Origin of the sequence: Streptomyces sp. CA-142005 (genome assembly GCF_050942335.1) — a bacterium.
Classification (GTDB): domain Bacteria; phylum Actinomycetota; class Actinomycetes; order Streptomycetales; family Streptomycetaceae; genus Streptomyces.
Genome location: NZ_CP192078.1, coordinates 4450228 through 4462833, shown reverse-complemented (window position 1 = coordinate 4462833; position 12606 = coordinate 4450228). Strand labels below are relative to the sequence as shown.

At 73.2% G+C, this 12606-nt stretch carries 11 protein-coding genes; 8 read left to right on the top strand and 3 right to left on the bottom strand.

Annotation, left to right across the window (positions count from 1 at the left end):
* Nucleotides 1-207: 207 nt before the first annotated feature.
* Both ACQPXS_RS20905 and ACQPXS_RS20900 read left to right on the top strand, forming a co-directional pair.
* Nucleotides 208-921, top strand: coding sequence for an HNH endonuclease family protein (locus tag ACQPXS_RS20905; protein ID WP_433450857.1), 714 nt, complete (start codon nt 208-210; stop codon nt 919-921).
* A 68-nt stretch (nt 922-989) separates the two neighbouring features.
* Complete coding sequence (locus ACQPXS_RS20900; protein WP_433450856.1) at nt 990-1733, top strand: N-acetyltransferase; 744 nt, start codon at nt 990-992, stop codon at nt 1731-1733.
* 27 nt (nt 1734-1760) lie between these two features.
* On the opposite strand, the gene ACQPXS_RS20895 is transcribed toward ACQPXS_RS20900, so the two are convergent.
* On the bottom strand, nt 1761-2480 hold the full coding sequence (locus ACQPXS_RS20895) for a hypothetical protein (RefSeq protein ID WP_433450855.1): 720 nt from the start codon (nt 2478-2480) through the stop codon (nt 1761-1763).
* Between the two features lie 247 nt (nt 2481-2727).
* Nucleotides 2728-3429: a hypothetical protein gene (locus ACQPXS_RS20890; protein WP_433450854.1), complete on the bottom strand. Its 702-nt coding sequence runs from the start codon at nt 3427-3429 to the stop codon at nt 2728-2730.
* A gap of 187 nt (nt 3430-3616) precedes the next feature.
* Between ACQPXS_RS20890 and ACQPXS_RS20885 the strand changes: the two genes are divergently transcribed.
* The 6 genes from ACQPXS_RS20885 to ACQPXS_RS20860 all read left to right on the top strand — a co-directional run bounded on the left by ACQPXS_RS20885 (nt 3617) and on the right by ACQPXS_RS20860 (nt 11827).
* On the top strand, nt 3617-5887 hold the full coding sequence (locus ACQPXS_RS20885) for an N-6 DNA methylase (protein WP_433450853.1): 2271 nt from the start codon (nt 3617-3619) through the stop codon (nt 5885-5887).
* A gap of 262 nt (nt 5888-6149) precedes the next feature.
* Complete coding sequence (locus tag ACQPXS_RS20880; protein ID WP_433450852.1) at nt 6150-6818, top strand: hypothetical protein; 669 nt, start codon at nt 6150-6152, stop codon at nt 6816-6818.
* Between the two features lie 38 nt (nt 6819-6856).
* Nucleotides 6857-8347, top strand: coding sequence for a protein kinase domain-containing protein (locus ACQPXS_RS20875; RefSeq protein ID WP_433455888.1), 1491 nt, complete (start codon nt 6857-6859; stop codon nt 8345-8347).
* A 234-nt stretch (nt 8348-8581) separates the two neighbouring features.
* Nucleotides 8582-9235, top strand: coding sequence for a SurA N-terminal domain-containing protein (locus tag ACQPXS_RS20870; protein ID WP_390682735.1), 654 nt, complete (start codon nt 8582-8584; stop codon nt 9233-9235).
* 148 nt (nt 9236-9383) lie between these two features.
* Nucleotides 9384-10520: a nucleoside triphosphate pyrophosphohydrolase gene (locus ACQPXS_RS20865; protein ID WP_433450851.1), complete on the top strand. Its 1137-nt coding sequence runs from the start codon at nt 9384-9386 to the stop codon at nt 10518-10520.
* Nucleotides 10517-11827, top strand: coding sequence for a cytochrome P450 family protein (locus ACQPXS_RS20860; protein WP_433450850.1), 1311 nt, complete (start codon nt 10517-10519; stop codon nt 11825-11827). Before ACQPXS_RS20865 ends, ACQPXS_RS20860 begins: the two co-directional genes overlap by 4 nt.
* On the opposite strand, the gene ACQPXS_RS20855 is transcribed toward ACQPXS_RS20860, so the two are convergent.
* A complete protein-coding gene (locus ACQPXS_RS20855) occupies nt 11821-12504 on the bottom strand; it encodes a DUF899 family protein (protein WP_433450849.1) in 684 nt (227 codons plus the stop codon). The genes ACQPXS_RS20860 and ACQPXS_RS20855 overlap by 7 nt on opposite strands.
* Between the last annotated feature and the right edge of the window lie 102 nt (nt 12505-12606).

Here is a 12606-nt window from a genome sequence, read left to right as displayed (position 1 = left end):
ACGCGCGTGAGCGGGCTCACGCGCGTGCCGGCCGCGCCCCCCGGTACGGCACCGCCATGCCCCGGCTCGGCCGCCGTCGGCCCGCCGTCCGCCCGAAAGCACCGCTTGGTCCCCGTCTGAAGGGGGCCTCGCGGCGGTTACCGTAAGGGACGGAACGATTCCGCCCGTGTCGACGGGCGGACCCGGGCGAGTGAGGGGGGACGCACCGTGGCGCGTCTGAGGTGTGGGGCGGTCACCGCCGTGGCCGTGCTGGTCGCGGTGACCGGCTGCAAGTCCGCGCAGAGCGAGGGGACCTCCGGGTCCCAGGGCGGCGGCAACGGCGCGGTCCTGGCCGCCGTCGACTCACTGGCCGTCAAGGGCCGGGCGCCGAAGACCGGTTATGCGCGGGCCCGGTTCGGCACCGCCTGGGCGGACACCGACTCCAACTCCTGCGACACCCGCGACGACATACTCAAGCGCGACCTGAAGGCCGTGAAGTTCACCGGCGGCACCTGCAAGGTCTCCTACGGCCTGCTGGAGCCCGACCCCTACTCCGGCAAGGACATCACCTACCGGCGCGGCCGCAGCCAGGTCGACATCGACCACGTCGTCCCCCTGTCCGACGCCTGGCAGAAGGGCGCCAGGTACTGGGACGCCAGCAAGCGCATAGCCCTGGCCAACGACCCCCTCAACCTCATCGCGGTCGACGCGAGTACCAACCGCGGCAAGGGCGACGGCGACGCGGCCACCTGGCTGCCGCCCAACAAGAGGTACCGCTGCACCTATGTGGCGGCCCAGGTCGCGGTGAAGAAGAAGTACGGCCTGTGGGTCACCGCCGCCGAGAAGGCCGCCATGAAGAAGGTCCTCAACGGCTGCCCCGACCAGAAACTCCCCACGGGCGGCAACCCCACCAAGGCGCCGGACCGTTTCCGCGCCCGCTGAACGCGGTCCGACCCGCCGACCGGCAAAACCGTTACCGGGCCGGCCGTGCGCCCCCTACCGTGAGTGCCATGGACGTCAAGGTCAGCAGCGTCGCCGAGCGGCCCGAGCGGGTGCCGGCGTTGTTCGAGATGGCCGACACCTGGCCCGAGTTCGTGACCAACGACCCCGTGGGCAACGCCCACTACGGCCGCATCCCCACCGAACTTCCGCAGTACGCGCTCTTCGCCGAGGACGAGCACGGCGAGATCGTCGCCCACGCCTTCAGCGTGCCCTTCGCCCTCGACACCGACGGCCGGCGCACCCTGCCCGCACGCGGCTGGGACCAGATCCTGCTGTGGGCCTTCGCCGACCTGCGCCGGGGCACCCGCCCCGACACGGTGAGCGCCATCTCGGTCACCATCGCCCCGCACGCCCAGGGCCACGGCCTGTCCGCCGTGATGCTCTCGGCGATGCGGGACAACGCCCGCGCGCTCGGCTTCCGCGAGGTCGTCGCCCCCGTCCGCCCCAGCGCCAAGCACCGCGAACCGCACACCCCGATCACCGAGTACGCCCACCGAATCCGCCCCGACGGCCTGCCCGAGGACCCGTGGCTGCGCGTCCACGCGCGCGCCGGAGCCACCATCGACTCCATCGCGCCGGCCTCCATGACCGTGGGCGCCTCGCTGGAGGAGTGGCGCCGCTGGACCGGGCTGCCGTTCGACACCGCGGCCGACGTCGAGGTGCCCGGCGCACTGGTCCCGGTCCGCTGCGAACCGGAGCGCGGATACGCCGTCTACGTCGAGCCCAACGTGTGGATGCGGCACCCGCTGTGAGCGGGTGCCGCATCCACTCCCCCCGGGTCAGGTGGTCTTCAGGCCCTTCAGGTTGCCCAGGATCTGCGTCGTCACCTTCTTCGCGGTGGCCGCTCCGTCGTCGGTGCCCGCCGTGGACAGCACGGTGATCACGGAGTTGCCGGAACGAGCCGCGATGAGCGTGGAGCCGTTCTCCCACGCGCCGCTCGTCAGCGTCATCGTGTAGGCCTCGTCCCCGAGCCCGGCCGTGGACTTACCCGTGAGCTTCACCTTGGCGTGCGCGTCGGTGTCCGTGAAGGTGGCGCACTCGGCGGCGACCGTCTCCAGCTGCTTGAGCACCGCGCTCGCGGTGGTGCCCTGGAACGCGTCGATCTCCTGGGCCACTTCCTCGGTCTTGTCGTGGTTCACGTAGTCGTTCTGCGCGAACGACACGCCCCCCTTGAAGCCGGTCACCTGGATCCAGGACGTGCTCTCCAGCCTGGTGCAGTCCGGCTTCGCGGTGCTCCGGGCGGACGGGGAGAGGAACTGGCCGCCGCTGTCCGAGGCGCCGTCGGCCTCGGAGGTGAACCCGGCCGGGAAGGCCGACGCGGGCGCCAGCGCCTTCTTCAACTGCGTACCGGTGGCGAGACCGGCGTTCAGGTCCTTCGCCTTGGCCGGCTTGGGGCTCGCCCCGCCGGTGTCGGCGGAGGAACCGGAGGAACAGGCGGTGAGGGCCAGCGGAAGCGCCGCGACGGCGAGCAGCGTGGCGACACGGGGGGTGAGGCGCATGACAGTCCTTCAGAGCTGGGTGTTACGGGGTTATGGGTACGGCATGCCGTACGGCGTCCGGAACCGGTCCGGCCACCCGGGATCGGGCCCGGGCAGCCGGAGTCGGCGGGACAGGTCCGGTGAGCGGTGCGTGGTGCGTGGTGCACGGTACGTGGGTGCGCCGTGCGTGAGCGCGCGGTTGACGCGCGGTGCGCGGTGCGCGGCTTGGTTGAGCGGTGCTCGGTGAGCGGCGGTGGGAAGGGCCGGCTCAGGCCGCCTTCTTCCAGTCGCCGCAGCCGGTGGTCTTGAAGTAGGCGTCGCTCGGGCTGATGGTGACGACGGCCGTGCCGGTCACGTTGTTGTTGGCGATGATCGAGTTCAGCCCGTGCGCGGCGTCCTTGGTGCGCTCCCAGTAGCAGGAGTCGTCGGCGTTGCCGGTCGACTTGTAGGTGCCCGGAGCGATGTCCGTGCCGACCTTGAACATGCCGCCGTCGCCGTCCATCGAGGAGGCGGGCGTGCCCTTCGCCTTGGGGTCGACGGCCTCCCAGTCCTTGCAGCCGCTGGACTTGAAGATCTTGTCGGTGGGCTTGACGGTCACGTAACTCGTGCCGGTGACGTTGTCGTTGGCCAGCAGCGAGTCCATCTCGCCCTTGGCGTCCTTGGCGCGTTCCCAGTAGCACATGTCGTCGGAGTTGCCGTTCGTGCGGTACGTGCCCGGCTTCACGTCCGAGCCGACCTGGTACTCGCCGTCGCCGGCGATGGCGGCCTTCTTCTTCCCGGACGCCTGCCCGCCCCCCGAGCCCTTCTTGTCCTTGGTGCCGCCGGGGGTGTGCTCGGCGGAGGCGGAAGAGCCCTTGCCGCTGCCGCCGGAACCGCCGTCCTTGCCGTTGCTGCCGGCGTTCGCCGACACGGCGGCGATGACGACGACCCCCACGACGGCGCCCAGCGAGACCTTGGCCTTCATGCCCATGGCGAATCCCTCCCCAAAGCGGCGGCCTCCCCCTCCGGTGGCCGCTTGTTCGCTGGGTCAATAAGACCAGAGTCTGTGAACCGAGTCAACACGGTTCACAGGTTTGGATGAGTACACGGCGTGAATGCATGGATCTTGTGTACGCCGGTATGCTCGGCGCACACACGGGACGAGGGGAGCGGGGCCGGTGCAGGACAACGCGACAGAGGTGACCGCGGCGGGGATCGCCCGACTCGCCGGAGTGGGCCGGGCCGCCGTCAGCAACTGGCGCCGCCGGCACGCCGACTTCCCGAAACCGGTCGGCGGCACCGAGACCAGCCCGTCCTTCGCGCTCGCCGAGGTCGAGGCCTGGCTGCGCAAGCAGGGCAAACTCGCCGAGGTCCCGCTGCGGGAACGCGTCTGGCAGCAACTCGTCGGACACCCCGAGGGCCCGCTGACCGCCCTGGTCCACGCGGGCTGCGCCCTGCTGCTGATCCACGAGCGCCCCACCGTCTGGCTCGACGCGAGCGCCGGCTCCGACGCGCGCCTCGCCGCGATCCTGCCGGGCGCGCTGGAGCAGGTGCTGACGGCACGTTTCGGCAGCGTGCCGGGGCGTGCGGGGCGCGGCGGGGGGAGTGCGGGGGCGGGCGCGGGCGCGAATGCGTCCGGCGGTGCGGAGGGTGTGAACAGCGCGGCCGCCGGGCCTGATGTGAACATCGGCCCCGTCGAATCTGGTGTGAACGCCTCACCCACGGACCAGGCTGTGAACCCCCCACCAGCTGTTCACAACACCGCCGCCATTCACGGCACCCCCGCAGCCGCCACCGCCGCCCCCGCCTCCACCTCGGCCACCCCCACCCCCCGTACCCCCACCGGCCCCCAACTCCTCCCCTCCGCCACCCTCCTGCGCGGTGCCGCCGAGCTGGCCGCCGAGATCGGGGCGCGGCAGGCCTTCGAGTTCCTGCTGGGCCGGCACCTGGACGCCAACCCCCGCCAGTACACGCTCACCCCGGCCGAACTCGCCGGTCTCATGGCCGACCTCGCCGGCCCCGCCCGTACCGTCCTGGACCCCGCCTGCGGCACCGGCGCCCTGCTGCGCGCCGTCGACACCCGCCCCGACCAGGAGCTGTACGCCCAGGACAGCGCGCCCGACCTGGCCGCGCTCACCGCGCTGCGGCTGGCACTGCACTCCCGGGCCGGCGTACGCGGCGCCGCCGGCGACACCCTGCGCGCCGACGCCTACCCGGAGCTGCGCGCCGACGCGGTGCTGTGCCATCCGCCGTTCAACGAGCGCAACTGGGGCCACGACGAACTCGCCTACGACCCCCGCTGGGAGTACGGCTTCCCGGCCCGCACCGAGTCCGAACTCGCCTGGGTCCAGCACGGCCTGGCCCGGCTCGCCGACGGCGGATCCGCCGTGCTGCTCATGCCGCCGGCCGCCGCCTCCCGCCGCTCCGGGCGCCGGATCCGCGCCGACCTGCTGCGCCGGGGCGCGCTCAGGGCGGTGGCCGCGCTGCCGGTCGGGGCGGCGCCGCCGTACAACATCCCGCTGCACGTGTGGGTGCTGCGCCGCCCCGAACGGACGCCGGCGTCGCCCGAGGTGCTGCTCGTGGACACCGGGAGGTTCGCCGGGGAGGGACGCGGCGGACCGGACTGGCCGGCGGTGCGGGAGGCCGTACTGGACGCCTGGCGTGCCTTCGAACGCGACGGGCGGCTGGCGGAGCGGCCGGGCCTCGCCCGGTCCGTGCCGGTCATCGAACTCCTCGACGACGACGTCGACCTCGCGCCCGCCCGCCGTCTGCCGCCGGCCGCCGTGGCCGACGGCGCGGAGCAGCTCACGGCGGTGCGTGAGCGCCTCGGCACGACCCTGCGCCTGACCGGCGAGCTCACTCCGCCGCCCGCCGCCCCCGCGCCGGGCGCGCGCTGGCCGCTCACCACCATCGGTGAACTCGCGCGCGGGGGCGCGCTGCTGATGCGCACCGGCGGAAACGGCGGCCACGCGCGCGTGCCCGTGCTCACCGACCACGACGTCCTCGCCGGCACGGCGCCCTCCGGGGCGCTTCCGGAGAGCGAGGAGGAGGCGGTGCTGACCGAGCCGGGAGACGTCGTCGTACCGGTGCTGGGCGGCGGCTCGGTGGCGCGCGTGATCGACGACGCGACGGGGGGCGCCGCCCTCGGGCGCAACCTAGTCCTGCTGCGCCCCGATCGCACGGCGCTCGACCCGTGGTTCCTCGCCGGGTTCCTGCGCGGCACCGCGAACAACCGGCAGGCCAGTAGCTACGCCTCCACCGCGACCCGGCTCGACGTGCGCCGTCTGCAGCTGCCCCGGCTCCCGCTGGACGAACAGCGGCGCTACGGCGCACGCTTCCGCGCACTCGACGAGTTCGAGCGGGCGCTGCGTCACGCGAGCCGGCTCGGGGAACAACTCGTGCGCGGGATGTACGACGGGCTCACCGACGGCACGGTGGCGCCCGACTGACCCCGGGCCGGGGGCCGTTCGCGCCCTGGTCCTGCCGCCGGCCGACGGCGTCCCGCGGACCGTGGAGTGCTCACCGGCGGCCGTGCCGGTGGGGGGTTCGCGCTGTGGGGCGGACAACGGTTCGGTACAACAGGGGCGCTTGTTCGTGTCCTTGTCGGTGTCGGGTCATATGCTCGAAGCGACAATCGGACGACCGGCGTTCTCCGCCCGACGGAGCACGCCGGTCGGACACGTACGCCCACATCAGGCATCAGGAGCAGTCATGCAAGGCCTCGGCTACCAGCCGGTGAAGCAGCCGCCGCACACCGCGTGGCTGGTTCTGCTGCGTGTGCTGTTCGTGGTGATCGGGTTCTTCAGCATCGGCCTCATGGCCTGGGCGATGCTGCTGCGGCTGGCGATCGTCACGCGACGGGCGCTGGACTGGTGCCTGTTCGTCGCCGCGCTGGTCGCCGACATCCTCAGCCTGGTGCTGATAGGCACCGAGCCCGGCGAGGACATCCACACCCCGGCCGGCTACTTCGGCATGTTTCTGCTGCTGGGCACGCTGGTGGGCACGATCGCGTACTACCTCGCCGCGGAAATCCGCCACTACTCGCGCTGGCAGCAGGCGTACGCGACGCGGACCGGCCAGGCCGGGTACGCCTATCCGGGCCCCGCGAACCCCTACACGGCGGCGACCGTCCCCACCGTGCCGATCGGCCGGGCGGGCCACGACACGCCCTTCCCGCCGGCCCCGGTCGCCCCGCACACCCCACCCCCGATGCCGCACACGCCCGTGCCCCAGCCCCCGCCGACCACCCCGCCGCCGCGGCGCCCGGCGCCCAGCCACATCGACCAGGTGCGCGCCGAACTGGACGAGCTGAGCGACTATCTGCGCAAGCACGACGGGCAGCAGCACGGCCGGCCCGACGGCCATGAGGGCGGAAGGTGACCGTGGCGACAGGACGTGTCGTCGCCGGCCGGTACGAACTGTCCACGCTCATCGGACAGGGCGGCATGGGCCAGGTGTGGACGGCGTACGACCGGCGGCTGGACCGGCGTGTGGCGGTCAAGCTGCTGCGCCCGGACAAGGTGGCGGGCCAGGAGGCGGACGAACTGCGCCGCCGGTTCATGCGCGAGTGCCGGGTGACCGCGCAGGTGGACCACCCCGGTCTGGTGACCGTGCACGACGCGGGAAGCGAGGGCGAGGAGCTGTTCCTCGTCATGCAGTACGTCGACGGCGCCGACCTGTCCGACCATCTCGCCGAGCACGATCCGTACCCGTGGCAGTGGGCGGTCGCGGTGGCCGCGCAACTGTGCGCCGTGCTGAGTGCCGTGCACGCCGTGCCGATCGTGCACCGCGACCTCAAGCCGCGCAACGTGATGGTGAAGCAGGACGGCACGGTCACCGTGCTCGACCTGGGCGTGGCGTCCGTCATGGACACCGACACCACCCGCCTGACCCACACCGGCTCCCCGATCGGCTCGCCCGCCTACATGGCGCCGGAACAGGCGATGGGCGGCGCGGTCGGCCCGTACACCGACCTGTACGCGCTCGGTGTGCTGATGCACGAACTGCTCAGCGGGGACGTGCCGTTCGCGGGTTCGACGGCGCTCGGGGTGCTGCACCGGCACCTGTACGAGCCCCCGCTGCCCGTACGCCGTCTCCGCCCCGAGGTCCCCGAGGCGCTGGAGACGCTCGTCCTGCGCCTGCTCGCCAAGGACCCGCAGCACCGGCCGGCGTCCGCGCAGGAGGTCTACGAGGACCTGGCGGCGCTCCTGCCGGCGCGCGGCATGCCCACCGGGGCGCCCTTGGACCCCACGCGCCCCTTCCTGCGCCCGCACGCCCCCTGGCCGGACCGCGCGCGGACCCCCGCGCCCCAGCCCGCCCCCGTCGCGCCGCCGCCGATGGCCGAGAAGCCCGACGTCGCCGCCGCCGTGGACGAGGTCAAGCGGCTGCTCGGGGAGGGGCGCATCACCCAGGCCGTGGACATCCTGGGCGCGATCCTGCCCGCCGCCGCCGAGCAGCACGGGGAGCACTCCCCGGTCGTGCGCACCCTGCGCAAGCAGTACGCGGCCACGCTCATGGACGACGGCCAGTACCGGCGCGCGCTGCCCGAACTGCGCCGCCTCGCCGACGAACGCGCCGCCGAGGCCGGCCAGGCCGACCCGCAGTCCCTGCGCTACCGCTACGAGGCCGCGCAGTGCCTGGAGCAGCTGGGCCAGCCGGCGGCGGCGCTCGCCGAGTACCGCGCGCTGCTGCCGTACTACGAGAACCAGTACGTCTCCGGCGACCCGCAGCTCGCCCACGACGTGCGCCGGCGCATCGGCCATCTGCTGCTCGCCCTCGGCGACCGGCCCTCCGCCCACGACACCCTCGCCCGGCTGCTGATGGACGTGGAACGGCTGCACGGTCCCGGCTATCCGATGGCCATGGAGATCCGGCGCACCCTGCAGTGGCTGGGGCAGGTGCGCGGTTGACCATGCCGCTGCCCGGGAGGGCGCTGTGAACTCCCGTGGCGCGGCATCGGCATCGCCGTCGGACACGCGCCGCGGACGGGACTCACGTGCGCCGAGCCCGCAGCGGCGGCGCGACGGTGCCCGAAGCGCGCGCGAATCGTTGGTCGAATGGGTTGGCCCAGGCCGCCCCACTGCCTAACATCGATCACCGCAAGACTTTGTGCACCGTCGCACAATCTCCCCTTGGAGGTTTCCTTGCACCGCCGCCGTCGCACCGCGCTCGTCCTCACTGCCGCGATCGCCGCCGCGGCACCCCTGCTGACCGCCTGCGGAAACAGCGCCCACCCGGGCGCCGCGGCCGTCGTGGGAGGACAGCGGATCACCGTCGCGCAGCTGGAGAGCCGGGTCGACGAGGTCCGCAGGGCACAGCGGGCCGCGGTGCCGGACGAGACCCAGTACCAGCAGGTCCTGGCCTCCACCAGCAGCCTCACTCGGGACACCCTGCACAACATGGTCCTGGACCGGGTGCTGCACCGTGCCGCGCGGGACGCGGGCATCACGGTCAGCCGCGAGGAGGTCCAGCAGATGCGCGCCGGGCTCGAGCAGCAGGCGGGCGGCCTCAAGGGGCTGCAGACCGCCTGGCTGCAGAAGTACGGCATCGCCCCGGCCCGCCTCGACGACAACCTCCGGCTCCAGCTGGAGGCGCAGAAGCTGGCCAGGCAGCTCGGCACCGACACCAGCCAGCCCGCCTTCTGGAAGGCGCTGTCCAAGGCGTCCCAGGAACTCCACATCGACCTCAACCCGCGCTACGGCAGCTGGGACGTGCAGAAGAGCAGCCGGGTGGACGCCAAGACGCCGTGGGTACGGGAGGTCACGACGGCGTCGGGCGGGCAGCCGGTGACGGCGTAGCGAGCGGCCCGGCCGGGCGCCGGGACGGTACGACAGGGGACGGCCGGGCTCGGGCAACCGAGCGGGTCGCGGTCGTACGATCGCACGATCGTCCCCGCCCTGTGGATAACCAAATCCGCTCCTCGCCGCCGTGGGTTACGTTCGGATCGTGAACGCATCCAGCTCCGATCTCACCCCCGCCGCCGACCCCGGTCGCATCGTCCTGCTCACCACCAGCCACCGTGTCGCGCCCGGCCTGCTGTCCTGGCCCGCCTGGCAGGCGCTGCGCGCCGCCGACGCCGTGCTGTGCGCGGACGGAGCGCATCCGCAGCTGCCGTATCTGCGCGAGGCCGGCATAGCGGTGGCTCAGGCGTCCCCCACCGCCCAGGAGCTCGTCGACGCCTGTGCCGGCGGGCGGACGGTGGTGGTCGTGGCCACCGGCGAGGGCGAGCCCGCGCTCACCGACGGCCTGGCCCGCCTGGCCGGCTCCGGCCGCGTCACCATGCCCGAGCTGGAACTGCTCCCGGCCTCCTACGACCTGCCGGGCGCCCGTCTGCTGGACCTCGTGCAGGTCATGGACCGCATCCGCGCCGAATGCCCCTGGTCGTCCCGGCAGACCCACCAGGGCCTCGCCAAGTACGGCATCGAGGAGGCGTACGAACTGGTCGAGGCGATCGAGGCCGGCGACCGCGAGGAGCTGCGCGAGGAACTGGGCGACGTCCTGCTCCAGGTCGTCTTCCACTCCCGGATCGCCGAGGAGCACCCGGAGACGCCGTTCTCCGTCGACGACGTGGCCGGCGGCATCGTCGCCAAGCTCGTCCACCGGCACCCGCATGTCTTCGGCGACGAGAAGGCCGAGACGCCGGAGGACGTCAAGGCGCACTGGCTGCGCACCAAGGCCGAGGAGAAGCGGCGCACCTCGGTCACGGAGGGCGTCCCGCTCGGCCAGCCCGGCCTGGCCCTCGCCGCGAAGCTCGCCTCCCGTGCGCGCACGGCGGGCCTCGACGTGCCGCTCCCCGAGGGCGAGGGCGTCGGCTACCAGCTGCTGGCCCTGGCGGCCCGCGCCGAGGCGGAGGGCGTCGACCCGGAGGCCGCCCTGCGCGCGGCGGCGCGCGTGTACCGGGACGCCATCCGCGAAGCGGAGGGAGCGGTCCCCGAGGCCATATCCGGGGCCCCCGGCGGCCACCAGGACGCGGAGGCCCACCGGGACCCGGCGGAGGCAGTCGCCCCCGAGGCGATACGCACGGATCCCGGCGGCCACCGGGACGCGGAGGCCCACCCGGATCCGGATACGGTCGGAGAGTGACCGACCAGCCCCACCCCCAGTCCGCCCCCGACCCGGCCCCGGATTCCGCTCCCGCCCTGTTCACCTGGGAGTTCGCCACCGACCCCTACCCCGCCTACGCATGGCTGCGCGAGCACGCGCCGGTGCACCGGACGCGGTTGCCCAGCGGTGTCGAGGCCTGGCTGGTCACCCGGTACGCCGATGCCAGGCAGGCCCTCGCCGACCAGCGGCTGAGCAAGAACCCGGCGCATCACGACGAGCCCGCGCACGCCAAGGGCAAGACCGGCATCCCCGGTGAGCGCAAGGCCGAGCTGATGACCCATCTGCTGAACATCGACCCGCCGGACCACACCCGGCTGCGCCGGCTGGTCAGCAAGGCGTTCACCCCGCGCCGGGTCGCCGAGTTCGCGCCCCGGGTGCAGGAGCTGACCGACCACCTCATCGACCGGTTCGCGGCGCGAGGCTCCGCCGACCTCATCCACGAGTTCGCCTTCCCGCTGCCCATCTACGCCATCTGCGACCTGCTCGGCGTCCCGCGCGAGGACCAGGACGACTTCCGGGACTGGGCGGGCATGATGATCCGGCACGGCGGAGGGCCGCGGGGCGGGGTCGCCCGGTCGGTGAAGAAGATGCGCGGCTACCTCGCCGAGCTGATCCACAGGAAGCGCGAGGCGCTGCCCGCCGAGCCCGCGCCCGGCGAGGACCTCATCTCCGGTCTCATCCGCGCCTCCGACCACGGCGAGCACCTCACCGAGAACGAGGCCGCGGCGATGGCCTTCATCCTGCTGTTCGCCGGCTTCGAGACCACCGTGAACCTGATCGGCAACGGCACCTACGCCCTGCTCACCCACCCCGAGGAGCGCGAGCGCCTCCAAGGCTCCCTGGCAAGGGGGGAAAGGGACCTGCTGGAGACCGCAGTGGAGGAACTCCTGCGCTACGACGGCCCGGTGGAGCTGGCCACCTGGCGGTTCGCCACCGAGCCGCTCGGCATCGGCGGTCAGGACATCGCGCCGGGGGACCCGGTGCTCGTGGTGCTCGCGTCGGCGGACCGGGACCCGGAGCGGTTCGCCGACCCGGACGTGCTGGACCTCGCCCGCCGCGACAACCAGCACCTCGGATACGGCCACGGCATCCACTACTGCCTCGGCGCGCCCCTCGCCCGGCTGGAGGGCCAGACCGCGCTCGCCACCCTGCTCACCCGGCTGCCCGACCTGCGGCTCGCCGCCGATCCGGCCGACCTGCGGTGGCGCGGCGGGCTCATCATGCGGGGCCTGCGCACCCTGCCCGTGGAGTTCACGCCGGTCCGGGCGGGAAGCGGCGATCAGTAGTCCAGGCCGGCGAACCAGTCGCCGCGGCCGCCCGGCGTCAGGTCGAGGAGGTGCCAGACGGGGTTGAGGAGGTCGATGCCGCGCTGGTCGATGTCCTCGGACATACGCGGATGGGCGGAGTAGAAGTGACGGACCGTGCCGTCCGCGTCCCGGGTGAAGACGGAGACGGTGGAGTCCTGCGCACCGTCCTCGTCCTCGCTGCCCAGGTCGTACTTGAAGGTGCTGTCCCCGGCGCTCAGCAGACGCAGCCGGGACCAGCCGCGGGCTCGGGCGTGCCGGCGCAGGGTGGGCGGGTCGGCGGCGGCGAGGACGACGAGGTCGGCGTTCTGGGCGACGTGATGGGCGACGCCGTTGAAGCCGTCGATCCACAGGGTGCACATCGGGCACGGGTCGGTCTGCCGTTTGCCGTACATGAACTGGTACACGATCAACGGCCGGCCGGGGCCGGTGAACAGCTCGCTCAGCCTGACCTCGCGGACGGGCGTGTCGCCCGCGTCGAGGTCGGCGGGGCCTTCGAGGAAGACGTAGTCGTCGACCGCGGCGCCCTGCGGGAGCGCCCTGCGCAGGGCCGCGACCCTCTCGCGGTGGCGCATGAGTTCGATCTCGGCGTCGCGGAGTTCCTCGCGTGCGGCGAGGTAGTCCGCGGACTCGCCGGGCAGCCGGGTGTGCCGCGCCATCGTGTCCTCCTGGACGGGAAGCCCCCCGGGGGGTCATGTCGAGTCCATGGTCGCGGCCGCCCCGCGGGCAGGGCGTGAGGCGTCGCCGTTCCGACGGGTGAC